The organism is Streptomyces omiyaensis (assembly GCF_014650895.1).
GTDB lineage: Bacteria > Actinomycetota > Actinomycetes > Streptomycetales > Streptomycetaceae > Streptomyces > Streptomyces omiyaensis.
Genome location: NZ_BMVV01000004.1, coordinates 412,398 through 438,645 on the forward strand (window position 1 = coordinate 412,398; position 26,248 = coordinate 438,645).

At 73.7% G+C, this 26,248-nt stretch carries 25 protein-coding genes; 11 read left to right on the forward strand and 14 right to left on the reverse strand.

Features of this window, described 5'->3' with window-relative positions; all coding sequences use genetic code 11:
* The first annotated feature begins 133 nt into the window (after positions 1-133).
* Positions 134-940: an IclR family transcriptional regulator gene (locus IE287_RS10020; protein ID WP_189848573.1), complete on the forward strand. Its 807-nt coding sequence runs from the start codon at positions 134-136 to the stop codon at positions 938-940.
* 398 nt (positions 941-1,338) lie between these two features.
* Here the strand turns inward: IE287_RS10020 and IE287_RS10025 are convergent, their stop codons facing one another.
* Both IE287_RS10025 and IE287_RS10030 read right to left on the reverse strand, forming a co-directional pair.
* The gene (locus tag IE287_RS10025) at positions 1,339-2,025 is read right to left on the reverse strand and encodes an ABC transporter ATP-binding protein (RefSeq protein ID WP_189848574.1); all 687 of its coding nucleotides are present in this window, start codon (positions 2,023-2,025) and stop codon (positions 1,339-1,341) included.
* Positions 2,022-3,095, reverse strand: coding sequence for an ABC transporter permease (locus IE287_RS10030; protein WP_189848575.1), 1,074 nt, complete (start codon positions 3,093-3,095; stop codon positions 2,022-2,024). Before IE287_RS10030 ends, IE287_RS10025 begins: the two co-directional genes overlap by 4 nt.
* Positions 3,096-3,207: 112 nt before the next feature.
* Here IE287_RS10030 and IE287_RS10035 point away from each other — a divergent pair, with 112 nt between their 5' ends.
* Positions 3,208-4,371 (forward strand): sensor histidine kinase, encoded by a 1,164-nt coding sequence (locus tag IE287_RS10035; protein WP_189848576.1) that lies wholly within the window; start codon positions 3,208-3,210, stop codon positions 4,369-4,371.
* Positions 4,368-5,006 (forward strand): response regulator, encoded by a 639-nt coding sequence (locus IE287_RS10040; protein WP_189848577.1) that lies wholly within the window; start codon positions 4,368-4,370, stop codon positions 5,004-5,006. The genes IE287_RS10035 and IE287_RS10040 overlap by 4 nt, the downstream gene beginning before the upstream one ends.
* A 35-nt stretch (positions 5,007-5,041) precedes the next feature.
* Here IE287_RS10040 and IE287_RS10045 read toward each other — a convergent pair whose 3' ends face one another.
* The gene (locus IE287_RS10045; RefSeq protein WP_189848578.1) at positions 5,042-5,380 is read right to left on the reverse strand and encodes a DUF5955 family protein; all 339 of its coding nucleotides are present in this window, start codon (positions 5,378-5,380) and stop codon (positions 5,042-5,044) included.
* Positions 5,381-5,540: 160 nt separating this feature from the next.
* On the opposite strand from IE287_RS10045, the gene IE287_RS10050 reads away from it, so the two are divergent.
* The 3 genes from IE287_RS10050 to IE287_RS10060 all read left to right on the forward strand — a co-directional run bounded on the left by IE287_RS10050 (position 5,541) and on the right by IE287_RS10060 (position 9,450).
* Entirely contained in the window at positions 5,541-6,224 is a 684-nt protein-coding gene (locus IE287_RS10050; protein WP_373307822.1) for a nucleotidyltransferase family protein, read from the forward strand.
* A gap of 255 nt (positions 6,225-6,479) precedes the next feature.
* Positions 6,480-8,102, forward strand: a complete 1,623-nt coding sequence (gene aceB / locus IE287_RS10055) for a malate synthase A (protein ID WP_189848579.1) — start codon at positions 6,480-6,482, stop codon at positions 8,100-8,102.
* A 202-nt stretch (positions 8,103-8,304) separates the two neighbouring features.
* Complete coding sequence (locus IE287_RS10060; protein ID WP_189848580.1) at positions 8,305-9,450, forward strand: GDSL-type esterase/lipase family protein; 1,146 nt, start codon at positions 8,305-8,307, stop codon at positions 9,448-9,450.
* On the opposite strand, the gene IE287_RS10065 is transcribed toward IE287_RS10060, so the two are convergent.
* Positions 9,437-11,236 (reverse strand): hypothetical protein, encoded by a 1,800-nt coding sequence (locus tag IE287_RS10065; protein ID WP_189848581.1) that lies wholly within the window; start codon positions 11,234-11,236, stop codon positions 9,437-9,439. The two genes, IE287_RS10060 and IE287_RS10065, sit on opposite strands and share 14 nt — an antisense overlap.
* Before the next feature lie 93 nt (positions 11,237-11,329).
* The gene (locus IE287_RS10070) at positions 11,330-12,286 is read right to left on the reverse strand and encodes a fibronectin type III domain-containing protein (protein WP_189848582.1); all 957 of its coding nucleotides are present in this window, start codon (positions 12,284-12,286) and stop codon (positions 11,330-11,332) included.
* Positions 12,287-12,429: 143 nt separating this feature from the next.
* On the opposite strand from IE287_RS10070, the gene IE287_RS10075 reads away from it, so the two are divergent.
* Entirely contained in the window at positions 12,430-13,029 is a 600-nt protein-coding gene (locus tag IE287_RS10075; RefSeq protein WP_189848583.1) for a hypothetical protein, read from the forward strand.
* 155 nt (positions 13,030-13,184) lie between these two features.
* Here IE287_RS10075 and IE287_RS10080 read toward each other — a convergent pair whose 3' ends face one another.
* The 8 genes from IE287_RS10080 to IE287_RS10115 all read right to left on the reverse strand — a co-directional run bounded on the left by IE287_RS10080 (position 13,185) and on the right by IE287_RS10115 (position 20,528).
* Positions 13,185-14,525, reverse strand: coding sequence for a nucleobase:cation symporter-2 family protein (locus IE287_RS10080; RefSeq protein ID WP_229883387.1), 1,341 nt, complete (start codon positions 14,523-14,525; stop codon positions 13,185-13,187).
* A gap of 396 nt (positions 14,526-14,921) precedes the next feature.
* On the reverse strand, positions 14,922-16,313 hold the full coding sequence (locus IE287_RS10085) for an 8-oxoguanine deaminase (protein WP_189848585.1): 1,392 nt from the start codon (positions 16,311-16,313) through the stop codon (positions 14,922-14,924).
* A 74-nt stretch (positions 16,314-16,387) separates the two neighbouring features.
* On the reverse strand, positions 16,388-17,806 hold the full coding sequence (locus IE287_RS10090) for a nucleobase:cation symporter-2 family protein (RefSeq protein ID WP_189848586.1): 1,419 nt from the start codon (positions 17,804-17,806) through the stop codon (positions 16,388-16,390).
* Positions 17,807-17,898: 92 nt separating this feature from the next.
* Positions 17,899-18,822, reverse strand: coding sequence for a factor-independent urate hydroxylase (gene pucL, locus IE287_RS10095; RefSeq protein ID WP_189848587.1), 924 nt, complete (start codon positions 18,820-18,822; stop codon positions 17,899-17,901).
* Positions 18,823-18,827: 5 nt separating this feature from the next.
* Positions 18,828-19,235 carry a hydroxyisourate hydrolase gene (gene uraH, locus IE287_RS10100; RefSeq protein WP_189848588.1) on the reverse strand — a complete coding sequence of 136 codons (408 nt, stop codon included), beginning with the start codon at positions 19,233-19,235 and terminating at the stop codon, positions 18,828-18,830.
* Positions 19,232-19,747 carry a 2-oxo-4-hydroxy-4-carboxy-5-ureidoimidazoline decarboxylase gene (gene uraD / locus IE287_RS10105; protein WP_189848589.1) on the reverse strand — a complete coding sequence of 172 codons (516 nt, stop codon included), beginning with the start codon at positions 19,745-19,747 and terminating at the stop codon, positions 19,232-19,234. Before uraD ends, uraH begins: the two co-directional genes overlap by 4 nt.
* Positions 19,748-19,902: 155 nt before the next feature.
* Complete coding sequence (locus tag IE287_RS10110; protein ID WP_189848655.1) at positions 19,903-20,223, reverse strand: helix-turn-helix domain-containing protein; 321 nt, start codon at positions 20,221-20,223, stop codon at positions 19,903-19,905.
* Between the two features lie 44 nt (positions 20,224-20,267).
* Positions 20,268-20,528: a YkoF family thiamine-binding protein gene (locus tag IE287_RS10115; RefSeq protein WP_189848656.1), complete on the reverse strand. Its 261-nt coding sequence runs from the start codon at positions 20,526-20,528 to the stop codon at positions 20,268-20,270.
* Between the two features lie 140 nt (positions 20,529-20,668).
* On the opposite strand from IE287_RS10115, the gene IE287_RS10120 reads away from it, so the two are divergent.
* From IE287_RS10120 to IE287_RS10135, 4 genes are all read left to right on the forward strand, one after another.
* Complete coding sequence (locus tag IE287_RS10120) at positions 20,669-21,502, forward strand: TIM barrel protein (RefSeq protein ID WP_189848590.1); 834 nt, start codon at positions 20,669-20,671, stop codon at positions 21,500-21,502.
* Between the two features lie 44 nt (positions 21,503-21,546).
* On the forward strand, positions 21,547-22,437 hold the full coding sequence (locus tag IE287_RS10125; RefSeq protein WP_189848591.1) for a 2-hydroxy-3-oxopropionate reductase: 891 nt from the start codon (positions 21,547-21,549) through the stop codon (positions 22,435-22,437).
* A gap of 187 nt (positions 22,438-22,624) precedes the next feature.
* Complete coding sequence (locus IE287_RS10130) at positions 22,625-24,082, forward strand: catalase (RefSeq protein ID WP_189848592.1); 1,458 nt, start codon at positions 22,625-22,627, stop codon at positions 24,080-24,082.
* Positions 24,083-24,655: 573 nt separating this feature from the next.
* Complete coding sequence (locus tag IE287_RS10135; protein WP_189848593.1) at positions 24,656-25,321, forward strand: HNH endonuclease; 666 nt, start codon at positions 24,656-24,658, stop codon at positions 25,319-25,321.
* Here the strand turns inward: IE287_RS10135 and IE287_RS10140 are convergent.
* On the reverse strand, positions 25,257-25,652 hold the full coding sequence (locus tag IE287_RS10140; protein ID WP_189848594.1) for a hypothetical protein: 396 nt from the start codon (positions 25,650-25,652) through the stop codon (positions 25,257-25,259). The genes IE287_RS10135 and IE287_RS10140 overlap by 65 nt on opposite strands.
* Positions 25,653-26,248 lie beyond the last annotated feature (596 nt).

Below are 26,248 nucleotides of genomic sequence, written 5' to 3' on the forward strand. Positions count from 1 at the left end.
CCCGGCCGCGCAGCCGCCGACAACGGACAAACACCCCGCTGACCGGCCCGGACGCCGGGCCCCGTACACGGTGCCCGGCCCGGCGGCCCGGTAGGCTGCTGCCTTGCCCGCCTGCCCCGAAAGGACCGTTGACGTGCCGACGTCCAGCGCCAGCACCACCGACGCCGCCAAGCCCGCCGCGAGCGGTGGCGTCCAGTCCCTCGAGCGCGCCTTCGATCTCCTGGAACGGATGGCCGACGCCGGGGGCGAGGTCGGGCTGAGCGAGCTCTCCGCCAGCAGCGGGCTGCCGCTGCCCACCATCCACCGCCTGATGCGCACCCTGGTCGCCTGCGGCTACGTCCGCCAGCAGCCCAACCGCCGGTACGCTCTCGGCCCCCGGCTCATCCGCCTCGGCGAGTCCGCCTCCCGCCTCCTCGGCACCTGGGCCCGCCCCTATCTGGCGCGGCTCGTCGAGGAGACCGGCGAGACGGCGAACATGGCGCTCCTCGACGGCGACGAGATCGTGTACGTCGCCCAGGTGCCGTCCAAGCACTCCATGCGGATGTTCACCGAGGTCGGCCGGCGGGTGCTGCCGCACTCCACCGGCGTCGGCAAGGCGCTGCTCGCGCACACGCCGGACGACGAGGTGCGCGCGCTGCTCGGCCGCACCGGCATGCCGGCCGCGACCGAGAAGACCATCACCACGGCGGACGGCTTCCTCGCCGCGCTCGCCGCGGTCCGCGAGACGGGGTACGCCGTCGACGACAACGAGCAGGAGATAGGCGTCCGCTGCCTCGCGGTGTCCGTCCCCGACTCGCCCACCGCGGCCGCCATCTCCATCTCCGGGCCGGCCGGACGGGTCACGGAGGCGGCGACGGAGAGGATCGTCCCGATCCTCCAGCAGGTCGCCCGGGAGCTCTCGACCGCCCTCGCCAACACCGCCGGCAACGGTCAGGCCTGACCCCGGCCGCCACGGCCTCCCGCACCGCCCCGCCGCACCCGTGGCGGGGCGGTCCGCGTTCCCGGGCGGTCCGCGTCCCCAAACGGCGGGCGGGGAGGGCCGGCCGGCGCTCAGCGCCCGTCGAGGAGGCCGGCGATCCGTGCGTACAGACCGAGCGGCGGCCGGAGCTCCGGCCGGCGGCCGGCGGCCTCGGCGGCGAGCTCCCGGCTCCAGGCCCAGCTCCTCCGGGCCGCCGCGCGCAGCTCGGGTCCGTGGGCGGCGGCGGTCGTCGCGGCGCCGCACCCGCTTTTCCGGGTCCGCCGCCCGCCGCCGCCCGCCGCCGGCGAACGCCCGGCAGCGGGCGGGACGGGCCGGCGACAGCCGGACCGCGCGGCCCGGGGCGGCCGGCAGGGGCCGGGTCAGGCGACGGGGGCCGGGTCGGCCGAGAGGCGGCCGTCCTCGACCGTCGCCACCCGGTCCGCCGCCGCCAGGTGGGAGCGGTCGTGGGTCACGAGCACCGTGGCCGTCCCCCGGTCCCGCGTCAGGGCGGCGAGGAGCGCGACGACCGCCGCGCCCCGCTCGTGGTCGAGCGCGCTCGTGGGCTCGTCGACCAGGAGCACGGCCGGCTCGTTCATGAGCGCCCGCGCGATGTTGACGCGCTGGCGCTGGCCGCCGGAGAGCTGGTGCGGCCGGCGGCCGGCCCGGTCCGCGAGGCCGACCGCGTCGAGCAGCTCCATGGCCCGGGCGCGCACCGGCGCGGGCGGACGCCCGGAGAGGTGGGCCATGACCTGGAGCTGTTCGACCGCCGTCAGCGAGGGCAGCAGGTTCGGCTGCTGGAAGACGATCCCGAGGGAGGTGCGGCGCAGGGCCGCCCGCCCCGCCGCGTCGAGCCCCGCCGTGTCCGTGCCGGCGACGACGACCCGCCCCCGGTCGGGGGTCACGAGGGTCGCGGCGACGGCGAGCAGGCTGGACTTGCCGGAGCCGGAGGGGCCGACGACGGCCGTGAGGCGGCCGGGCGGGACGGTGAGGGAGACGGCGTCGAGCGCCGTGAGCCGTCCGTCGCCGTCCGGGTAGGTGAGGGTGACGGCGTCGAGTTCGAGGCTCATCGGACGCTCCCGAGCGCGGTGAGGGGGTCGACGGCGGTGATCCGCCGGATGGACAGGGCGGAGCCGATCGCGCCGAGCACGATGAGGACGCCGGCGGGCCCGAGCACGGTCAGCGGCGCGAGGACGAAGGGCACGTTCCCGCCGCTGACCAGCGCGCCGATGCCGAGGGCGAGGCCGGTGCCGAGCAGCGTGCCCGTCACCAGCATCAGGACCGCCTGCCCCAGCGCGTCGCGCAGCAGGTAGGACGTGGAGGCGCCGAGCGCCTTGAGGACGGCGACGTCACCGCTGCGCTGGATGGTCCAGACGGTGAAGAAGGCGCCTATGACCAGTGCGGAGATCGCGAAGAGGAAGCCGCGCATGAGCTGGAGGGAGCCGTTCTCGGCCTGGTAGGACCCGAGGGCGGTGAGCGCGTCGTCCACGGTCCGCGCCTCCGTGCCGGCGGCCGTGTCGCCCGCCGCCCAGTCGGCGTCGCCGCGCAGCGCGACGACGGTGGCCTGCTCCTCGGTGGTGGTGCCGCCGTGGCCGAGCCGCTGCCAGTCGTCGAGCGAGGTCCAGACGACGGGCGTGTGGCTGTACGAGGCGTCCCCGGCGACCGCCGCGACGGTGACCTCCAGCGGGCCGAGCCGGACCGCGTCCCCGGCGCGCGCGTCGAGTTCCTCGGCGGCCGACTCGGACAGGACGGCCTTGCCGGGCGCGACGGGGGCGGGCGCGAGACCGTCGCCCGGTTCCGTGCCGAAGGCGGAGACGGCGGCGGTCCGCTCCCCCGCGACCGCGTTGAGGGTGCGGATGCCGAGCGGCGCCGCCGCGCTCACCCCGGGGCGCCCGGCCCAGGCGGTCCACTGCTCCTCGGTCACCGTCGAGTCGGTGAACGAGACCGACTGCCCGGCCGGCGGGGCGGCGAAGGCGATCCGGTCGGCGGGCAGGCCGGTCACCGCGGAGACGTTCTCCCGCGCGAGTCCGGCCGTCAGCCCGGAAAGCAGCCCCACGAGCAGGGTGATCAGCACGATCACCGTGCCCATGAGGGCGAACCGCCCCTTGGCGAATCTCAGGTCTCTCCATGCCACGAACATGGGACCCAGCCTGCTGTCGGCGGCCCCTTCCGGGCATCGCGCCGCGGATGGCTCCCTCCTCGAACTTTCGGTTGAGTCCGGATCGCCGGCTCCTGTCTACGCTGGTGGGGTCATGCATCCGCGTTCCCTCACCCCCGTGCTCCGCGTCCTGCGCGTCTGTCTGCACCTCCTGACGGGCGGCCTGCTGGTGCTCGCCGCGGTCCGCGCCCCCTCCGCCGCGGGCACGGCCCTCGCCGTCCTCACCGGGGCGGTGTACGCGGCCGGGGCCCGGCTCCCCTCCGTGCGGGAGTCGCAGCGGGCCGCGGCCTGCTGGCTGGCGGTGCTGGGGGCGTCCTGGCTGGCGCTGCTGTGGACGACGCCGGAGGCCCTGTGGGTGGCCTTCCCGCTGTACTTCCTCCAGCTGCACCTGCTGCCGGTCCGCTGGGCGCTGCCGGTGGTCGCGCTGACGGCGGGCGCCGCGATCGGCTCGTACGTGGGCCACGGCGCCGCGCTGAACCCGGGGGTCTTCATCGGGCCGCTGCTCGGGGGCGCGGTGGCGGTGGCGACCGTCCTCGGCTACCAGGCGCTGTACCGGGAGAGCGAGCGGCGCCGGCGGCTGATCGAGGAGCTGATCGCCACGCGGACGGAGCTGGCGGCGGCGGAGCGGCACGCGGGGACGCTGGCCGAGCGGGAGCGGCTGGCCCGGGAGATCCACGACACGCTCGCGCAGGGGCTGTCGTCGATCCAGCTGCTGCTGCGGGCGGCCGAGCGGGCGCTGCCCGAGGGTTCCCCCGCGGCCGGGCACATCGACCGGGCGCGGCAGGCCGCGCAGGACAATCTGGCGGAGGCGCGCCGGTTCGTGCGGGCGCTGACGCCTCCGGATCTGGAGCGGGGGTCGCTGGCGGCGGCCCTGGAGCGGCTGTGCGAGCCGGGCGCGGGGCCGCGGGCGCGGTTCTCGGTGAGCGGGACGCCGGTGGAGCTGCCGACGCCGTACGAGGTCGCGCTGCTGCGGATCGCGCAGTCGGCGCTGGGGAACACGGTGCGGCACGCGGCCGCGGAGCGGGCGGAGATCACCCTGTCGTTCATGGAGGACGCGGTGGCGCTGGACGTCGTGGACGACGGGAGGGGTTTCGAGCCGGAGGGGGTGCGGGGGTCGGTGGACGGCGGCGGCTTCGGACTGCCGGCGATGCGGTCGCGGGCGGAGTCGCTGGGCGGCACCCTCACGGTCGAGTCGGCGCCGGGGCAGGGCACGGCCGTCGCGGTCACCCTGCCGCTGCCCGCGGGAGGTGCCCGGTGACGGCTCCCGGGACGGTCCGGCTGCTGCTCGCCGACGACCATCCGGTGGTACGGGCGGGGCTGCGCGCGGTCCTGGACACCGAGCCGGGCCTCACCGTGGTCGGCGAGGCGGCGACGGCGGAGCGCGCGGTGGAGCTGGCGGCGGCCGGGGGGGTCGACGTGGTCCTGATGGACCTCCAGTTCGGCGCGGGGATGCACGGGTCGGAGGCGACGGCGGCGATCACGCGGGTGCCGGGCGGCCCGCGGGTCCTGGTGCTGACGACGTACGACACCGACGCGGACATCCTGGCGGCGGTGGAGGCCGGGGCCTCGGGGTACCTGCTGAAGGACGCGCCGCCGGAGGAGCTGGCGGCGGCGGTGCGGACGGCGGCGGCCGGCCAGTCGGCACTGGCGCCGGCGGTGGCGTACCGGCTGATGGACCGGATGCGGACGCCCGCGGAGGCGCTGACCAAGCGGGAGCTGGAGGTGCTCCAGCTGGTCGGCGAGGGGCTGTCGAACCAGCAGATCAGCAAGGTGCTCTTCCTCAGCCAGGCGACGGTCAAGTCCCATCTGGTGCACGTCTTCGCGAAGCTGGGGGTGGACTCGCGGACGGCCGCGGTGGCCGTCGCCCGCGAGCGGCGCCTGATCCGGCGCTGAGGCCCAGGAGGACGGGCCCGCCGGGCCGCCGGGGCTCAGGAGGACGGGCCGCCGGGCCGCTGGGGCGGCAGCGAGGGGCCGAAGAGCTCGACGGCGTGCCGGACTCCCGCCAGCCCTTCGGAGAGGGCGCTGACGGAGCCGAGCGAGCCGGCGACGAGGAGCAGGCTGCGGCGCAGCCGCCAGACCTCGGGGGCGCCGCCGGCCGCCATCGCGTCGAGCGCCGCCAGTTCGTCCTCGGCGATCCCGCGGTCGGCGAACTCCACCCGGTGTCCGGCGAGTTCGCGCCGGAGCCGGGCCACGGCGGACCGCAGTCCGGCCACCCTCGGGTCCACTGCCTCGCCGGTCACTCGCCTCTGCCCCACGCTCCGCAACACGGTCCCCCACTCCGAGACGCCCGCTCCTGGTACCCCCGGGCGGTGGTCGGGCGCCCGGAGTCGCGGGTCAGTTAACTCCTCCGGGCGCCCGGCGGGGAAGGGGCCGTGCCGCGCATTCATGCGACCGTGTCATTCCGTGTCATGCGGTATGCAGTCCTCCATGACTCCGATGACCCCCGCGAACCCCGCGGCCCCCCCGACCCCCGTGACGCCCGCGGCGCCCGCGGCCCCTCCGGCACCGGGGACGCCCGTGGTCGCCGGTCTGCTGCTGGCCGCCGGCGGCGGGCGGCGGCTCGGCGGCCGGCCGAAGGCCCTGCTGCCCTACCGGGGCCGTCCGCTGGTCGAGCACGCGGTCCGGGTGCTGCGCGAGGGCGGGTGCGCGGTGGTGCACGTGGTCCTCGGCGCCTCGGCGGAGCGGGTACGGGAGCGGGCGGAGCTGTCGGGCTGCGTGGTGGTGGAGAACCCGGACTGGGCCGGCGGGATGGGCTCCTCGCTGCGGGTCGGCCTGGCCTCGCTGGCGGCGGACCCGCGCCGGGCGGACGCGGTGCTGGTCTCGCTGGTGGACCAGCCGGGCATCGGCGCGGCGGCGGTCGCCCGGGTGCGGGCGGCCGCGGCCGGGCGGCGGGACGCGCTGGCGGCGGCCTCGTACGACGGGAAGCGGGGCCATCCGGTGCTGTTCGGCGCGGACCGCTGGGCGGGCGTCGCGGCGGGCGCGGAGGGCGACCGGGGGGCGCGGGACTACCTGGCGGCGCACCGCGACGCCATCGCGCTGGTGGAGTGCGGGGACGTGGCCGAGCCCTTCGACATCGACACGGAGGCCGATCTGTACCGGCTGGAGGGATGAGCGGGCCCGGCTCCGGGCACCTGGAGTGAAAGGGCTGGCACCCGGAGCCATGGTCTGTCGACCCGAAGAATCTCGACATCAACAAACGATTGAACTTCCACCATGAGGAAACTAATATCCACTGCATAGAAGCGCCTGAGCACCTGCGACGGCGCTCGCGGCCGTATCTCGGCTCCCGCGGCACTCCGTGCCGTCCGTGACGCCCGGCGGCCGCCAGGCACCGCACGCGTAGTCCGCTGAAGGAAGTGACAGTTCATGTCCGCACCAGCGCCGTCCCCCCTGGTCGTCGTCGACGCCGAGCCCCTGCCGCGTCAGGAGGAGGTGCTGACGGAGGCGGCCCTCGCCTTCGTCGCCGAGCTCCACCGCCGGTTCACCCCGCGCCGGGACGAGCTGCTCGCCCGCCGCGCCGAGCGCCGCGCCGAGATCGCCCGCACCTCCACCCTCGACTTCCTGCCGGAGACCGCGGCGATCCGCGCCGACGACTCCTGGAAGGTCGCGCCGGCCCCGGCGGCCCTGAACGACCGGCGCGTCGAGATCACCGGTCCGACCGACCGCAAGATGACGATCAACGCGCTCAACTCCGGCGCGCGGGTGTGGCTCGCGGACTTCGAGGACGCCTCCGCCCCGACCTGGGAGAACGTCGTCCTCGGCCAGGTCAACCTGATCGACGCGTACACCCGGAACATCGACTTCACCGACGCCCGCACCGGCAAGTCCTACGCCCTGGGGCCGGCCGAGGAGCTCGCCACGGTCGTCATGCGCCCCCGCGGCTGGCACCTGGAGGAGCGTCACCTCGCCTTCGAGGGACGCGCGGTGCCCGGCGCGCTCGTCGACTTCGGCCTGTACTTCTTCCACAACGCGCAGCGCCTGATCGACCTCGGCAAGGGCCCGTACTTCTACCTGCCGAAGACCGAGTCGCACCTGGAGGCCCGCCTCTGGAACGACATCTTCGTCTTCGCCCAGGACTACGTCGGCATCCCGCAGGGCACCGTCCGCGCCACGGTCCTCATCGAGACCATCACGGCCGCGTACGAGATGGAGGAGATCCTCTACGAGCTCCGCGACCACGCCGCCGGCCTCAACGCGGGCCGCTGGGACTACCTCTTCTCCATCGTCAAGAACTTCCGTGACGGCGGGGCCAAGTTCGTCCTCCCGGACCGCAACGCCGTGACGATGACGGCCCCGTTCATGCGGGCGTACACCGAACTCCTCGTCCGCACCTGCCACAAGCGAGGCGCGCACGCCATCGGCGGCATGGCGGCCTTCATCCCGTCCCGCAAGGACGCCGAGGTCAACAAGGTCGCCTTCGAGAAGGTCAAGGCCGACAAGGACCGCGAGGCCGGCGACGGCTTCGACGGCTCCTGGGTCGCCCACCCCGACCTCGTCCCGATCGCCATGGCCTCCTTCGACGCCGTCCTCGGCGACAGGCCGAACCAGAAGGACCGCCTGCGCGAGGACGTCTCCGTGGCGCCCGGCGACCTCATCGCCATCGACTCGCTCGACGCGAAGCCGACGTACGACGGACTGCGCAACGCCGCCCAGGTCGGCATCCGCTACATCGAGGCGTGGCTGCGCGGCCTCGGCGCCGTCGCCATCTTCAACCTGATGGAGGACGCGGCCACCGCCGAGATCTCCCGCTCCCAGATCTGGCAGTGGATCAACGCGGGCGTGGTCTTCGAGAACGGCGAGACCGCCACCCCCGAGCTGGCCCGCGAGGTCGCCGCCGAGGAGCTCGCCGCCATCCGCGCCGAGATCGGCGAGGAGGCCTTCGCGGCCGGCAAGTGGCAGCAGGCCCACGACCTCCTCCTCCACGTCTCCCTCGACGCGGACTACGCGGACTTCCTCACCCTCCCCGCGTACGAGCAGCTCGTCGGCTGATCCCCCGCACCACCCGCGACAGGGCCCGTCCCTCCCGGCGAACGCACAGCTCCGGGGAGACGGGCCCTGTCGCGTCACAGGCGACGTGACGCAACCGAGATATGCAGCTACCTAGCGGTAATAAGACGCGCCGTGCGAGATTCCGCCATGCCACCGGCCGGCGGCCGTCCCCCACGTCACTGCGCACCGCAGGAGCACAGCCATGCCCTCGACCCCCCACCGCGCGCTGCGCGCGTTCCTGGCACTGTGTACCGCCGCCGGACTGGCCTCCGTCGCCGCTCCCCCCGCCCAGGCCGCCCCCGGCACCGGGCCGACCGCCGTCGTCGCCATGGGCGACAGCTACATCTCCGGCGAGGCCGGCCGCTGGCTCGGCAACAGCCTGACGAACTCCGGGAGCCGCGACGGCACCGACCGCGCCTGGACGGGCAGCGGCCACGACCCCTCCCGGGTGTACGGCTCCACCGCCGGCGGCTGCCACCGCTCGGACGTCTCCGAGGTGCGCAGCGCGGGCCCGGTCGCCGCGGCCCTCGTCAACCTCGCCTGCTCCGGCGCCACCGCGCAGAACGTCTTCCGCGCCTCCCGGGGCGGCACGGCCTTCAAGGGCGAGGCCCCGCAGGCCGACCGGCTGGCCGAGGTCGCGGCCTCGCACGACGTGGAGCTGATCGCCCTCTCCGTCGGGGGCAACGACCTCGGCTTCGCCGACATCATCACCACCTGCGCGACCGACTACATCGTCTGGTACTCGTACTGCCACGACGACCAGCAGGCCGAGGTCGACGCGCGGATCGACACCGCCATGGCCGCCGTCGGCAAGGCCGTCGACGAGATCCGGGCCGTGATGACGGGCGCGGGCTACGCCGCCTCCGACTACCGGATCGTGCTCCAGTCCTACCCCTCGCCGATCCCCCGCGCGGCCGAGAACCGCTACCCGGAGTCCGGCTGGTCCCGGACGAACACCGGCGGCTGCCCCTTCTGGAACAAGGACGCCGACTGGGCGCGGGACTCCCTCGTGCCGCAGCTCTCCGACCGGCTGCGGCAGGTCGCCGTGGCCAAGGGCGCGCAGTTCCTGGACCTGCGGGACGCCCTCCAGGGGCGCGAGGTGTGCGCGAAGGCGAGCCGCCAGGTGACGGCTTCGCTGCCCGCGTCGGGGGCGTCGAGCGAGTGGGCGCGGTGGATCGACAGCCAGAGCACCCAGGGCCTGGTGCAGGAGTCGATGCACCCCAACGCCTACGGCCAGCAGGCCCTCGGGCGCTGCCTGGCGCTGGTCCACGCCGTCCCGTCGGGCCACCGGGCCTGCCGGAACACGGCGGGCGCGGGCCCCTCGGGGATGTACCTCACGGCAGGCTGACGCCCAGCGGGCCGAGGACCCGTCCGGCGGCGTGCCGGTCGGCCTCGGCCATCGCCCGGACCAGGGCGGCCGAGCCGCCCGGCCAGTCGGCGGCGGCCGCGTCGAAGGCGGCCCGGCGGGACTCCAGCGGTCCCTTCTTGGCGGGCAGTCCGTCGAGGACGCGCAGGGCACGGGCCGACAGCGGCACCTGGACGGCGTCGGCCTCCTCGCCGCGGGCCCGGAGCGCCTCCAGGGCGTAGGCGCCGATCACCGGGTCGCGCAGCGCGCCGCGCAGGGCTCCGGGCGGGGCGGCGGCCGTGTCGAGGAGCTCGAACAGGGCCCGCACGTCGGCTCCTTCGGAGGCGTGGGCGTGGACCGTGCCGAGCGCGGCGAGCAGCTCCGACCAGGCTTCGGCGGTGCCCCCGCGCGCGTGCAGCCAGTCGGCGAGCACGCGCGCGGCGGGCGCGTGCGGCCACTGCGCGGCGGCGGCCACCAGCTCGCGCGCGGGCAGGGCGGCGGTCTCGGTGGCGGTGGGCGCGGCGATCCGGCGCACCCGCAGGAGGTAGCGGACGGTGGCCGCGCCGCGCGGGGTCAGCCCGAAGGCGTCGCCGGAGCGCAGGACGAGGCCGGTGGCGGCGAGCCGGTCGGCGACGACGGCGAGGTCGCGGGCCGGCCCCTCCAGGCGGGCGCGGTCGTCCTCGCCGAGGCCCGCCGAGCCGAGCAGCCGGACGAGTTCGGGCACCGGCGGGGTCTCGTACCCGCCGGTGACGTCCTCGGGGACGGCCACGGGGACGTCCTCCAGGGCCGGGTCGACGGTCCAGTCCTCGTACTCGGCGGCGCGGCGGGCGACCGAGTCGGCGGCGCAGCCGCGCTGGTAGAGCGCGTACAGCAGGTGCGGCGCCTCGCCGCCGAAGGGCTCGTACTCCTCCTCGGCGAGCTCCTCGACGGCGGCGAGGAGCTCGTCGGCGTGCCGTTCGACGTCGGCGGCGCCGTCCAGGGCCGCGGGCGGCGGGACGGGGACCGAGGGGTCGCCGTAGTAGTCCATGTGCTCGTCGAGCAGGGCGTCGGCGAGGACGAGGTGGGGGAAGTCGTCGGGTCCGGGCGCGAAGCGGGCGTACGCGCCGGTGAGCTGCTCGGTGAGTCCGGCGGCGGTCCAGCGGTCGAGGAGGGCGGCGGTGACGCGGCCGACGCCGGCGGCGACGGCGTGGTCGGTGAGGAGCGGCCCCGCGGCGGGCGGTTCCTCGGCGTCGCGGACGTAGGCGCGGGCGACCGCCTCGGCGAGCACGGTGTCGGCGAGCGCGGTCCGGCCCATGAGGTCGGCGCGGAGCACCCCGTCGGGCAGCGGTGCCCCGTCGAGGGCGCCGATGCGCCGCCGCACGTCGTCGGCGTCGGCGAGGTCGGCGCCGACGGTGCGGAGCAGGGAGGCGTACCAGCGGTGCCAGGTGAGGTTCCCGGGGTCGGTCATGGCCCGCTCGAAGTCGGGCACGGCCTCGCGGACGACGGCGGCGACGCGCTGCCCGAGTTCGCCGTCGAAGCGTCCGGCGAGGGCGGCGACGACGGCCGGGTAGGCGGCGAGGTCGCCGGGCGGGGCGTAGACGAAGGCCGGCAGGTCCTCGACGAGCACCTTGCGGACCAGTTCGGGGGCGGGCTCGGGGAGTCCGCCGGTCCGGTCGGCGCCTCGCAGCGCGAGCAGCCCCAGCACGGCCTCGGCGGCCCGGACGAAGGCGGGGTCGCTCCGCTCCGGTCCGCCGTCGAGGAGCGCCAGGAAGTTGTCCAGCCCGGTATTGGTGAGAACGGTCTCGGCCACGCTTCCAGGGTAGGTCGGGGGTGCCGGGATCGGCCTGAGGGACACCCCCGGCGGGGTCCGGCGGGTCCGGCGAACCCGCCGGACCCGGGCGGCTCAGCGGACGACGACGGTGCGGGGGGCGGAGAAGTCGCCCCAGGTCCCGTCGGGGAGGCGGGCGCGGAGGGTGAGGGTGAGGGTGGTGCCGGGCTTCACGCGGGCCGGGAAGGTGTAGGTGGCGCGGCCCGGGGGCGGCGTGGTGCCCCAGACGACGGTGGTGGCGAAGCGGCCGTCGATGTGGAGTTCGTGGTGGGTGACGGGGCCCCCGGTCTCCGGCGGGGTCCAGGCGAGGGTGACCTCGCCGCCGGCCGAGGTGGCGGCGAGGGCGAGCGGGGAGGTGTTGGGGGGTGCTCCGGGGGCGGGCGCGGTGGTGAGGTCGGCGGGGGGACCGTCCGGGGAGGAGTTCTCCGCGGCGTCGCGGGCGCGGAGGGTGAAGGAGTAGGCGGTGCCGGGGCGCAGGCCGGTGACGCGGGCGCTGGTGGCGGTGCCGGGGGCGGTGTGGACGCGGACGCCCGCCTGGTGGACGTCGTAGGCGGTGACGCGGGTGTCGTCGCGGGAGGGGGTCCAGGTGAGGACGGCGGCGTCGGGACCGTCGGGGGTGGCGCGCAGGGTGCGGGGGGCGGTGGGGGGTTCGCGGTCCTCGGCGGTGGCGCGGAGGGTGGTGGCGGGGACGGCGGGGGTGGCGGGCGAGGCGTTGCCGGCGGCGTCGCGGGCGATGACGGCGAAGGTGTGGCGGGTGCCGGGGGCGAGGCCGGTGACGTCGGTCATGAGGGTGGTGCCGGGGAGTTCCCTGACCGGCCGGCCGTCCTGGAGGACCTGGTAGGAGGTGACCGCGCGGTCGTCGGCGGCCGCCTGCCACATGACGTGGACGGTGGTGGCGCTGCCGGAGGTGGCCGTCAGGCCGGTGGGGGCGGCGGGCGGGGTGGTGTCCGGGGCGGCTCCGGCGCCGGAGCAGGCGGTGAGCGCGGCGAGTGCCGCACCGGTCAACAGGCTTGCGGCGAGCGGGCGTTGCACGGTCCGGCCTCCGTCCGTCGAAAAGGTCCAGACCTATATCGCATGCGGAGGGAGGGATTCGCAAGGGGGCGTCGGGGGGCCGTTGTCGGTGGGGCGCGCTTCACTGGAACCGTCACTCTCCGTAGTCGATTTCCGGGGGAACCATGACGGACCGTTGGCTGTACGTGTCGGGAGCCGGGGTGCTGCGGCGCGGCTGGACCGAGGCGATGGTGCGGGAGCTGCTCGGACTGCCGGACGTGCAGGGCCGCGATCCGCGCCGGTACGCGCCGGCGCCGGTGCGGCTCTACCTGCTGGCGCGGGTCGAGGCGGTGGAGCGGACGCCGGAGTTCGCGGCGGCCTCGGCGGCCCTCGCCCGGGCCCGGCGGAGCGCGGGCGCCGGGCTGCTCGCCGGGAGGCGGCGGGCCGCCGTGCTCGCCGCGATCCGGGCCGAGCCGATCGAGGTGCCGAGGCTGCCGGCGGCCGAGCTGGAGCGCCGGGCGGCCCGCCACCGGCACCTGCTGACCGCCCGCGGACCGGGCGGCCGGGAGGCCGGACCGCCCGCCGGCCCGCTCGCGCGGTGGCAGGTGGGGTACCTGCGCCAGGCCCTCGTCCGGTACGAGACGCTGCTCGACGGGCTCTACGGCGACGTCGGACGCCGCGAGGCCGAGCGGCTGCTGCGGCGCAGGCTGTACGAGGCGATCGCCGCCGCGTATCCGGCGCTGGCCGGGGAGTGCGCCCGGCGGATCGCGCGGGAGTCGGCGTGAGGGCGGCGGGCACGCCGCCGCCCCGGTCCCCGCGGGGTGCGCGGGGGCCGGGGCGGGCGGGGCGGAGGCGGGGCGCGGTGCGTGCCCCGGCGGGGCCGGGCCTTCCGGGTGCGGTCCCGCTCGTGGGCACGGTCCTGCTCGTGGCCGCGGGCCGGCTAGTGGGCGTGGGCCGCCTTGGCGCTGCGGATCTCCTCGCCCGGCTCCATCGGCGCCGTCACCTCGTCGTCGTCCTTGCGTCCGCCGAAGTGGTTGAAGACCACGTTGAGCAGGACGGCGGCGACGCAGCCGGTGGAGATGCCGGAGTCCAGGATGATCTTCGCGGTCTCCGGGAAGGCGTGGTAGAACTCCGGCGCCGTGATCGGGATGATGCCGACGGCCAGCGAGACGGCCACGATGAGGACGTTGTTGTCCTTCTCCAGGCCGGCCTTGACCAGGGTCTGGATGCCGCTGGCCGCGACCGAGCCGAAGAGGACGACGCCCGCGCCGCCGAGGACCGGCCGGGGCACGACCGAGATCAGCGAGGCCGCGACGGGCGAGAGGCCCATCAGGACCAGCAGACCGCCGCCGCAGGCGACGACGTAACGGCTGCGGATCTTGGTCATGGCGACCAGGCCGACGTTCTGGGCGAAGGCGCTGCACATGAAGCCGTTGAAGAGCGGGCTGAGCGCGGAGCCGAGGGTGTCGGCGCGCAGACCGCCCGCGATGGTCTTCTCGTCGGCGGGCTTCTCGACGATCTCGCCGAGCGCCAGCATGTCGGCGGTCGACTCGGTCATCGAGACCAGCATGACCACGCACATCGAGATGATCGCCGCCAGGGCGAACTGCGGGGCGCCGAAGTGGAACGGCGTCGGGAAGCCGACGATGTCCGCCTCCGCCACCGCGCTGAAGTCGGTGACGCCGAAGGGTATGGCGATCAGCGTGCCGAGGACCAGGCCGACGAGGACGGCGATCTGCTTCAGGAACCCGCGGGTGAAGCGGCGCAGCAGCAGGACCACGACGAGCGTGATGCCGGCCAGGGCGAGGAACTTCACCGACCCGTAGTTCTCCGCCGCCGGGTTGGGCCCCTGGGCCCAGCCGAAGGCGACCGGCAGCAGCGAGACGCCGATGAGGGTGATGACGGTTCCGGTGACGACCGGCGGGAAGAACCGCACCAGCCGGGAGAACCAGGGAGCGGCGAGGAAGCCCAGCACGCCGGCGACGATGATCGCGCCGAAGATGATGGGCAGCGCGTCGGCCTTGTCGTCCGTCGTGTCGACGATCGCCAGCATGGGGGCGACACCGGCGAAGGTGACGCCGTTGACGAAGGGGAGCTTGGCGCCGATCTTCCAGAAGCCGAGCGTCTGGAGGAAGGTGGCGAGGCCGGCCGTGAAGAGGCTGGCCCCGGTGAGGAAGGTGAGTTCGGTGCCGGAGAGGCCGACGGCCGCTCCGACGATCAGCGGCGGGGCCACCACGCCCGCGTACATGGCGGCCACGTGCTGGAGGCCGCTGGTGAACATCTTCAGGGGGGGCAGGATCTCGTCGACCGGATGCTTGGTCCGGTCTTCCGGGGCGGTGCCTGCGTCTTGTGCATTGCGAACCTGGGGCTCGTCGGCCACGGCGGTTCCTCCGGTCGGTTACACGTCGGCGGTGACGCGGGTGTCAGGGAGTCGGAGCGATGCGGTGCGAAGTGCAGGAGGTGCGGCTCGGTGCGAGGTGGTGCGGTGCGCCGGAGGAAGGGGTGCGGCGCGGACGACGGGGTGCCCGGTGTGGGGGTGCGGGCACGGGTCACCGTCCCGGGGGGCGCCGTACGACTTCTGCGTACGGCGCCCCCCGGTCGGGCTGCCGCGGACCCCGCTCGGGTCCGCGGCGACCGGTCGGGGGCCGTCCCCCCCGACCGGACTCCGGGGGGAGGATCAGGCCTGGGCCGCGATGCGGGCCAGGCGCTGGGCCTCCGTGCGCGCGTCCCGCGCGATGGTGTCCTCGTCGACGGTGAGCAGGCGATTGTTCTCCACGATCTGCTTGCCGTTGACGAAGGAGGCGGTGACCGGGGCCGCCGCGCCGAAGACGATGGCGGTGACCGGGTCGGCGATCGACGAGTGGCCGAGGCCGTCGATCTTCCAGAGGACGAAGTCGGCGAGCTTGCCCGCCTCCAGGGAGCCGATGTTGTCGGCGCGGCCGAGGACCTGCGCACCGCCGTAGGTGCCGAGGCGCAGCGCCTGGCGGGCGTTGAGCGCGGACTCGCGGTGGGCGCCGAGGCGGTTGATGAGCAGCGCGTTGCGCAGCTCGGTGTGGAGCTCGCCCGACTCGTTGGAGGCGGTGCCGTCGACGCCGAGGCCGACCGGTACGCCCGCCTTCAGCATGTCGGGGACGCGGGCGATGCCGGCGGCGAGGCGCGCGTTGGAGGACGGGCAGTGGGCGACGCCGGTCTTCGTGCGGGCGAAGGCGGCGATGTCGGAGTCGTTCATGTGGACGCAGTGCGCCATCCACACGTCCTCGCCGAGGAAGCCGGTCGACTCGAAGTAGTCGGTCGGGCCCATGCCGAAGAGCTCGTGGCAGAACTTCTCCTCCTCCACGGTCTCCGAGCCGTGGGTGTGCATGCGCACGCCGAGCCGGCGGCCGAGCGCGGCGCCCTCGCGGAGCAGCTCGGTGGAGATGGAGAAGGGGGAGCAGGGGGCGACGGCGACCTGCGTCATCGAGTCGAAGGAGGCGTCGTGGTGCTTCTTGACGGTCTCCTCGGTCGCGGCGAGCGCGCCCTCGGTGGTCTCGACGGCGAAGTCCGGCGGCAGGCCGCCGTCCTTCTCGCTGCGGTCCATGGAGCCGCGGGCCAGGGTGAAGCGGACGCCCATCTCGGACGCGGCGCCGATGATGGCGCCGGACAGGTCGCCGGAGCCCTGCGGGAAGACGTAGTGGTGGTCCATCGCGGTGGTGACGCCACCGCGGGCCATCATGGCCAGCGAACCCTGGGCGGCGACGCGCACCATCTGCTCGTCGATGCGGGCCCAGGTCGGGTAGAGCGCGACCAGCCAGTTGAAGAGGTTGTGGTCGGTCGCGAGGCCCCGGGTGATCCACTGGTAGAAGTGGTGGTGGGTGTTGACCAGGCCCGGCGTGATCAGGTGACCGGTGGCGTCGATGCGCCGGACCACGTTCTCCAGGTTCTCGGGCGCCTTGCCGGCGCCGAGGGACTCGATCCGGTTGCCGGCGACGACGAGGTAGCCGGAGGCGTACTCGGTGTCCTGCGCGTCGACGGTGGCGATGGCCGCGTTCTCGATGACGATGCGCTGGGGGGCTGCCGAAGGTGCTGCCATGGCGGTGCTTCCTTCATTCCAGGGGGTGGGGATCCCTCCGCGACGGGCTCGCGGGGGGAGGGCACGGCAGGACCCTAGGAGGATTTGAGTGCCGGAGCCGTCTGACGGCTCCGGGTGCCGAGATGGTGGAAGAACAGATTCAGCAGGACGGCGACGAGCGCGCCGGCGCTGATGCCGGAGCCGAGCACGGTCTGCGCCCAGGCGGGGAAGCCGGCGTAGAAGGTGGGAGCGGCGAGCGGGATGATGCCCGCTCCGAGCGCGACGGCCACCAGGATGATGTTGGAGCTGTCGTCGAGCCCGGCCTCGGAGAGCGTCCGGATGCCGCTGACGGCGATGGAGCCGAAGAGGACGATGCCGGCGCCGCCGAGGACGGGCATCGGGACGGTGGAGACCACCGCGCCGAGCACCGGGAAGGCGCCGAGCACCAGGAGGGCGCCGCCGGCGACGGCGACCACGTAGCGGGAGCGGACCCGGGTGAGCGAGACGACGCCGACGTTCTGCGCGAAGGCGGAGGTCGGGAAGCCGCCGAAGACGGGGCCGAGCAGGGTGGCGATGCCGTCGGTGCGCAGGCCCCGGGTGATGGTCCTGCCGTCGCTGGGCCGGTCGCAGATCTCGCCGAGGGCGAGCATGCCGGCGCTGGACTCGGTCATGAGGACGAGCATCACGATGCACAGGGAGAGGATCGCGGCGGGCTGGAACTCGGGGGCGCCGAAGGCGAAGGGGGCCGGCAGGGCCGCGACGGGCGCCTCGCGCAGGGCGCCGAAGTCGGCCATCCCGAAGGGGATCGCGGCGAGGGTGCCGATGAGCAGGCCGAGGAGGAGCGCGATCTGCTTGACGAAGCCGCGCCCGAAGCGCTGGAAGAGCAGCACGACCACGAGGGTGAAGCCGGCGAGCGCGAGGTACTTCATGGCGCCGAAGTCGGCGGCGGTCTTGTCGCCTCCCTGGGCCCAGCTGACGGGCACCGGCATCAGGGTGACGCCGATCAGGGTGATGACGACGCCGGTGACGAGCGGCGGGAAGAAGCGCAGGAGCCGTCCGAAGAAGGGGCCGACGGCGAGGCAGAAGACGCCGGCGACCATGACCGCGCCGTAGATGGCGGGGAGTTGGTGGCCGGGGGCGCTCGTCTCGGCGATGGCCAGCATCGGGGCGATGCCCGCGGAGGAGGCCGCGTTGACGAAGGGGAGCCGGTTGCCGGCGAAGTTCCGGACGCCGAGGGTCTGCAGGATGGTGGCGCAGCCGGCGATCAGGAGGCTGGCGGCGATGAGCCGGGTCATCCCGGCCGCGTCGAGTCCGACGGCCTGGCCGATGATGAGCGGAGGGGTGACGACGCCGGCGTACATGGCGGCGATGTGCTGGAGCGCCGCGGGCACGAGCCGCGAGGCGGGGAGCTTCTCGTCCACCGGATGGCAGGCGGCCTGGGACGGGGCCGCGGTGGACGACGGGGTGGGACACGGGCCTTCGGCGGACGCCGGCCCCTTTGCGGGCAGTGCCATGCTGGGTTCCCTCCGGTCTGGTGCCGGTCCCCGCCCGGCTGCGGGCGGGCGGGGACCGGATCACTCAGTGCCGCTCAGAGATGTGGTGCCGCTCAGAGATTGGTCATGTCGACCGGGATCAGCGCCTCGGCGCCGTCACGCAGGACCGTGGCCTCGATGAGGCCGTACATGCGGTCCGCGGCGTAGTAGACCTCGTTGTCGTTCTTCAGCCCGAAGGGCTCGAGGTCGACCAGGAAGTGGTGCTTGTTGGGGAGCGAGAAGCGCACCTCGTCGATCTCCGCGCGGTGGTTGATGATCCGCGTGGCCATCTGGTAGAGCGTCTGCTGGAGGGAGTACGAGTACGTCTCCGCGAACGCCTCGAGCATGTGCTTCCTGGTCTGCTCGTAGGACCGCTCCCAGTGGGGCATGCGCTGGTCGTCGTCGGTCCAGTTGAACCGCCAGCGGCCGGACACCTGGGTCGCCAGGATGCGGTCGTACGCCTCCTGGAGGGTGGTGTACTGGTCCTTGATGTAGCCCCAGAACTCCGAGTTGGTGGAGTTCATGACGACGAGGTCCTTGAGGCCGGAGATGACCTCCCACTTCTCGCCGTCGTAGGTGATCTGGGTGACCCGGGTCTCCTGGCCCTTGCGGGCGAAGGAGTGGTTCACCTCGTCGGCGCCGATGAACTTGGAGTTGGCGTCCGAGGAGGCGATGCGCTCCCAGGAGTACTCCTCGATCCGGATCCGGGCCCGCTTGATGGGCTCCTGGCTCGTCACGAAGTGGCGGGCGAGGTGGATGCCGAACTGCTCGGCGGACTCGATGCCGTACTCCTTGGCGAACGCGAAGACGGTGTTCTTCGTCGTGTCGGTGGGGAGGCAGTGGGCGTTGGAGCCGGTGAGGTGCACGTCGCTGAGGTCGCCGGAGAGGGCGACGGAGACGTTCAGGTCCTTGATGTGGTGGGTGGCGCCGTCCCGCGTGATCTTGACGACGCGGTTCTCTGCTTTGCCGTACTGGTTCTGGCCGAGAATCGTGGGCATGTCTGCTAGCTCCCTCGGTAAACGGAGTAGCCGAACGGGTTGAGCAGCAGCGGTACGTGGTAGTGCTCGCCCGGCTTGACGGCGAACGTGATCGCCACCTCCGGGAAGAAAGCACCGTCCGGACCGCTGTCCCGATTCGCGGGGGCGTCCTGCTGCGCCTCGGCTTGCTGGTTCTGCTTGCTCAGGAAGTACGCCTCGGTCTCGAAGTCGAGGCGTACGTGGGTGGTGCCGACCGGCAGGGCCGGAAGGTCCTTGCACCGTCCGTCGGCGTCGGTGGCCGAGCCGCCGAGCGCGACCCAGGCGGCGTCGGAACCGGCGCGGGCGGCGAGGGTGATCGCCACGCCCTCCGCGGGGCGTCCGATGCTGGTGTCCAGGATGTGGGTGGACACCGAGGCCGTGGTGTCGGTGCTCATGCGGCGCTCTCTTCCTCTACGAGACGGGTGAGCCGGATGCGGTTGATCTTGCCCAGTTCGGCGCGGACGATCTCGCGCTCCTGCTCGGGCGAGTTGCCGATCCGGTCCTTGACCGCGTCGCGCATCTGCTCGCCGGTCCTGCCGGTGGCGCAGATGAGGAAGACGTGGCCGAAACGGTCCTGGTAGGCCAGGTTCAGTTCGAGCATCTCGGCCTTGAGCTCGGCGGAGGAGCCGGCCATCCCGCTCTGCTCGCGGGTGGAGGTGGCATCCCCTTCCTTCGGACGACCGATCGGCGGGTGGCCCGCCATCGCCTCGGCCAGGTCCTCGGCGGTCAGCTCGGCCATGGCGGCGTCGCTGGCGAGGAAGAGGGCTTCGGCGGTGGAGTACGGGCGCTGGGCGAGGAGCTTGCTCCCCCACGCCGAACTGGAGCACACCTCGTGGAGCGCGGCGAGAGCCTCGCTGTCCGCCGAGGTGTTGAACCGGGTGAGGCCCGGTGTCGTACCTGAAGTCACGGGAAGCCTCCGTGGCTGTTTTTCGCTGTGCGTCGGACGGGCTGCGGATAGCTAACGCCCTCGGCAACACGACGTCAACACTTTGTTGAAAACTCGGTGACACAAAAGCCGTCGTCCCGACATGCGGACGACGGCCTGTGGCAACTCTTGATCGACTACGCGTTCTTGGAGGCGTTTTCCCTGTTCAGGTAGTTGTAGACGGTGAAGCGGCTGACACCCAGTGCACCCGCCACCGTCTCCACCCCGTGCCGCACCGAGAAGGCGCCGCGGGCCTCCAGCACCCGGACGACCTCCTGCTTGCTCTTGCGGTCGAGCTCCGACAGCGGCACCCCGTGCCGCCGCTCCATCGCCGCGAGGATGTGGTCCAGGGAGTCCGACAGCTGCGGCAGCCGCACGGCGAGGACGTCCTCGCCCTCCCAGGACAGGACGACGTCGTCGACCGCGGCCTGTGCCGGATCCAGCACTTCCGCGCCCATCGCGTCGACCAGCGGCTTCACCGCGGCCGCCAAGGGATGCTCGGTCACTTCGCGTCCTCCCCGCCCTCGCCGATCACGTTGAGCTGGAGCGAGACCCGGGTGGCACCGGCCCCGAGCGCCTTGCGCAGCAGCTCGTCGACGGCGGTGAGGACGGCGTCGGCGCCGCCCTCCGCGGTGTTGCCGAAGGGACCGACGTCGACGGCGTCCAGGTCGGCCGACTGGATGACCTCACGGGCCACGACCGCGTGGGCCGGCGCCTCGTCGAGGTCGAACGGCTCGGTCGTGAACTCCACTCTCAAACGCACCATGGCCCCACGCTACGGGCCGTTCGGGCAGCTGGGGAGCCCCGGAGTCGGAGGGAGGCCTTGACAAGCGCCGCCACGGGCTTGCAACATTCCGTCAGACAGAAAACGACTTCCGCAATACGGAAGGAGCGCCGCCCCTCATGGGATACACGGACCAGCGCTTCGATGTGAACCTGTCGATCCTCTTCACGGAACTCCCGCTCCTGGAGCGCCCCGCGGCCGCCGCCGCGGCGGGCTTCACCGCGGTCGAGCTGTGGTGGCCCTGGATCGACACCGCCACCCCCGAGCAGAGCGAGCTCGACGCCCTCAAGAAGGCCCTTGAGGACGCCGGCACCCAGCTGGTGGGCCTGAACTTCTACGCCGGACAGCTCCCCGGCCCGGACCGCGGCGCGGTCTCGGTCCCGGGCGAGGAGTCCGACCGCTTCAAGGCCAACATCGACATCGCCGCGGACTTCGCCGCCTCGGTCGGCTGCAAGGCGCTCAACGCGCTCTACGGCAACCGCGTCGAGGGCGTCGACCCGGAGGTCCAGGACGCCCTCGCCCTGGAGAACCTGGTCCTGGCGGCCCGCGCCGCCGACCGCGTCGGCGCGATCCTGCTGATCGAGACCCTGAACGAGCCGGAGTCGCCGCTCTACCCGCTGGTGAGCGCCCCCTCCGCGATCGAGGTCGTCGACAAGGTGAACGAGGCCACCGGGCTCGGCAACGCCAAGTTCCTCCTCGACATCTACCACCTGGCCATGAACGGCGAGGACGTCAGCGACGTCATCGCGCGGTACGCGGACAAGACCGGCCACGTCCAGATCGCGGACAAGCCGGGCCGCGGCGCCCCGGGCACCGGCGAGCTCCCCCTGGAGCAGCTGCTCGACGAGCTGAGGAAGGCCGGTTACGACGGCTGGGTCGGCCTGGAGTACAAGGCCGCCGACGCCGCCGCGTCCTTCGCATGGCTCGCCGCAGAGGCCCGCCCGGCCCGCTGACGCAGGCCCCCTCCCCGTACGACCTTGTTTTGAGAGGCACCCTCATGAGCAACCTTCCCAAGATCGCGTGGATCGGCCTCGGCATCATGGGCTCCCCCATGTCCGAGAACCTGATCAAGGCCGGCTACTCGGTCACCGGCTTCACCCTGGAGCAGGACAAGCTGGAGCGCCTGGCCAAGGCCGGCGGCACCGCGGCCGGCTCCATCGCCGAGGCCGTGAAGGACGCCGACGTCATCATCACGATGGTGCCCGCCTCCCCGCAGGTCGAGGCCATCTCCTACGGCCCCGAGGGCATCCTGGAGAACGCCAGGCAGGGCGCGCTGATCGTCGACATGTCGTCGATCACCCCGCAGACCTCCGTGGACCTGGCGAAGAACGCCAAGGAGAAGGGCATCCGCGTCATCGACGCCCCCGTCTCCGGCGGCGAGGCCGGCGCCATCGAGGCCGTGCTCTCCATCATGGTCGGCGGCGAGCAGGCCGACTTCGACGAGGCCCTCCCGATCCTGGAGGCCCTCGGCAAGGTCATCGTCCTCTGCGGCCCGCACGGCTCCGGCCAGACGGTCAAGGCGGCCAACCAGCTCATCGTCGCCGTGAACATCCAGGCGTGCGCCGAGGCCGTGGTCTTCCTGGAGAAGTCCGGCGTGAACCTCCAGGCCGCCCTCGACGTCCTCAACGGCGGTCTGGCCGGCTCGACCGTGCTGACCCGCAAGAAGGACAACTTCCTGAACCGGGACTTCAAGCCCGGCTTCCGGATCGACCTGCACCACAAGGACATGGGCATCGTGACCGACGCCGCCCGCAACGTCGGCGCGGCCCTCCCGGTCGGCGCCGTGGTCGCCCAGCTCGTCGCCTCGCTGCGCGCGCAGGGTGACGGCGGCCTGGACCACTCGGCCCTGCTCCGCGCCGTCGAGCGTCTCTCCGGCGCGCAGGTCTGACCTGCCGCCCCGTCCCGACGGGGCCCCAGATTTCCGGTCGGCGGCGGCGCTGACACCTGTCCTGTCGCGCCCAGGCGCCGCCGCCGACCGGAACACCACACTTCAATTTCAACAAACTGTTGACGCCGTGTTTCGAGCGAACTTACGCTCCACGGCAGTCAGCAGCATCCTGTACGGAAAGGCCACCATGTCGAAGCGCGTGCTTACGACCGAGTCCGGCGCCCCCGTCGCCGACAACCAGAACTCCGCCACCGCCGGCGTCGGTGGCCCTCTCCTCCTCCAGGACCAGCACCTGCTGGAGAAGCTCGCGCGCTTCAACCGTGAGCGCATCCCGGAGCGCGTGGTGCACGCCCGCGGCTCCGGCGCGTACGGCTACTTCGAGGTGACCGACGACGTCACCGGCTTCACCAAGGCCGACTTCCTCTCCGAGGTGGGCCGGAAGACGGAGCTCTTCATCCGCTTCTCCACCGTGGCCGACTCGCTCGGCGGCGCGGACGCGGTCCGCGACCCGCGCGGCTTCGCGGTGAAGTTCTACACCGAAGAGGGCAACTACGACCTCGTCGGCAACAACACCCCGGTGTTCTTCATCAAGGACCCGATCAAGTTCCCCGACTTCATCCACTCCCAGAAGCGCGACCCCTTCACGGGCAAGCAGGAGGCGGACAACGTCTGGGACTTCTGGGCCCACGCCCCCGAGGCCACCCACCAGATCACCTGGCTCATGGGCGACCGCGGCATCCCGGCCTCGTACCGCCACATGAACGGCTACGGCTCGCACACCTACCAGTGGACCAACGAGGCGGGCGAGGCCTTCTTCGTCAAGTACCACTTCAAGACGAACCAGGGCGTCCGCTCCCTCTCCGCCGACCAGGCCGCCGAGCTCGTCGGCAAGGACGCCAACTCGCACCAGACGGACCTGCTCCAGGCCATCGAGCGCGGCGTGAACCCGTCCTGGACCCTCTACGTGCAGGTCATGCCGGCCGCCGAGGCCGCCGAGTACCGCTTCAACCCGTTCGACCTCACCAAGGTGTGGCCGCACGCGGACTACCCGCTCCAGCGGGTCGGCCGGATGGTCCTCGACCGCAACCCGGACAACGTCTTCGCCGAGGTCGAGCAGGCCGCGTTCTCCCCGAACAACTTCGTCCCGGGCATCGGCCCCTCGCCGGACAAGATGCTCCAGGGCCGCCTCTTCGCCTACGCGGACGCCCACCGCTACCGCCTCGGCGTGAACCACACCCAGCTGCCCGTGAACGCCCCCAGGGCGACGGTCGCGGACAACTACGGCCGCGACGGCGCCCACGCCACCCGCTACGGCTCGCGGTACGACAAGAACTACGAGCCCAACTCGTACCAGGGCCCGGCCCAGACCGACGCGCCGCTCTCCGCGCCGCTCGCGATCCACGGCTGGACCGGCGCCCACGCGGCCCCGCAGCACACCAAGGACGACGACTTCTTCCAGGCCGGCGAGCTCTACCGCCTGATGTCGGAGGAGGAGAAGTCCCGCCTGATCGCCAACATCGCCGGCGGCCTCTCCCAGGTGTCCCGCGAGGACGTCATCGAGAAGAACCTCGCCCACTTCGCCGCCGCCGACGCCGAGTACGGCAAGCGCGTCGAGGAGGCCGTCCGCGCCCTGCGCGAGGACTAGTCGTCTCGAATTCCCAGACCGCGTACGGCATCTGACGGGAGGTCAATGCCGTACGCCGTCCGGAACACCGGCCCGGATGAGGGGTGGCCGGTGTTCAACGGACAGCGTGAGGACCGCGGCGGCTCCGAGCCAGTGCGGTGGCCAGGACGCCCGGCCCCCCTTCCAGACCTGAAGGAAGGGACCGGCCGAAGCGTCCGCCGGAGCCGCCGCGGTCCCAACGCCCTCCCCGCCCAGGGGAGCACACGAACTCCGCCCGGCGGTGCGAACGTCCTGTCGCGCCAGCCTCGCACCGTCGGGCGGTCACGACGAGAGCGCGGAACCAGGTTTACGGTCCTTGGTTCCGCGCTCTTTCGTCGTCCCCGCACCCCGGCACCCCCGCACCCCCGCACCCCGGCACCGCCCGGCACCACCCCGCACCGCCCGGAAGCACCCCGCACCGCCCGGAAGCACCCCGCACCGCCCGGAAGCGCCCCCGCACCGCATCGTTTCTGCGGTGAACATCCGCACCCGCTCGGCGGAGCGCACCGCGATTCGGCCCCCGTGCGCCCCGCGACCGGCGCTATCCACCGGTACGTGATCAAGAACCTGATGCGCGGGCTCGTCCCGCTCGCCCTCGTCCTGTCCCCGCTCGCCGCCCCCTCCCCCGCCGCCTCCGCCGGCGTCCAGCTCTTCCCCGACGCGCTCGCCGAGCTGACCGAGGCCACCGAGGAGCCCCAGGGGTACGAGGAAGCCGCCTTCGCCCACTGGGACAAGGGGCTCGACACCGCGGACGCCTGCGACACCCGCGCCGAGGTGCTGCTCGCGGAGGCCGTCGAGGCGCCCGCCACCGGCGCCGCGTGCGCGCTCACCGGCGGCAGGTGGACCTCGTACTACGACGGCCAGACCGTCACCGACCCGGCCCTGCTCCGCGTCGACCACCTCGTCCCCCTGGCGGAGGCCTGGGCCTCGGGCGCGTCCGGCTGGACGGCGGGCCGGCGGGCCCTGTTCGCCAACGACCAGGGGGCCGCGGCGACGCTGGTCGCCGTCACCGCCCGCAGCCAGAGGGCCAAGGGGACCCAGGACCCCGCCGAGTGGGTGCCCGACGGCAACGCCGCCTACTGCCGCTACGTCGGCGAGTGGGTCGGCACCAAGCTGCGCTGGGGGCTCACGGTGGACAAGGACGAGATGGAGGCGCTCAAGCTGTTCGCCGACGGGCCGTGCGAGGAGACGGTGGTGCTGCGCTCGACAGCCCCGCGGTGAGGACGGCGGTGACGGCGAGCGAGGCGCCGTGGCGGGGCAGGCACACCTGGTACAGCAGGCTCGCGCCGTAGCCGACCGCGGAGACCGCCACGGCCGCGGCCGCCACCGCCACGGACGGCCCCGCACCCACCGCGAAGAGCAGGTGCGGGGCCGCCGGCAGCGCCTGGAGGGGCGCGGCCAGCCGGCTCCGCAGCCGCGCCGGCACGAACCGTCCCACCACGGTGTCCCCGGCGAGCATGCCGGCGGCCGCACAGGCGAGGAGCGGGCCGGCCCGGTCGGGGGCGTACGACACGAAGAGCGCCTCGCGGCCGACGATCAGCCCGTGGGGCACCCACGGCGCCGGGTAGAGCAGCCGGCGGGGACGGTCGGAGAGGAGCAGGGCGTTGGTCCGCCAGGTCGCGGCGGCCGAGGCGCGCCCGCCGGCGCGGGGCGCCGCCGAACCGCTCGACGCGCTGCTGGTCCGGGCGGCGATCAGCCCCCGCCTGGAACGCGGACTTCCTCACCCCGGCCCCGTACGGCGACGGCGAGCGGTGCTTCGAGGAGGAGGTCGCGGCGGTCCGGTCGACCGCGCCGGAGGCGGCCCCGGCCGACCTGGCGGTGTCGGTCGGCGGACCCGTGCCGGAGCCGCTGCGCTCGCGCCGCGACCTGCCGGAGCGACTGGCGGCCCTGCCGGAGTGGGTGTGGCGGGAGACGGTGCTGCCGGAGCGGCCGGGGCGCCGGAGGGCGCTGGAGGCCGACGCGACGGCCCGGACCGCGCGGCCGGCGCGGGACGGCCGGGCGGCCGCGCTCGACGAGCTGTGCCCGGGGCGGACGCGCCGGCTCGGCGGCGGCCGGCTCCGGGTCGACCCCCGTGACCATCCCCCGCGTTCGGTGTCCGGCGGGCGGCTGCTGCTGGTGCCGGTGACGCCGCTGGCGGGCTGGGTGTCG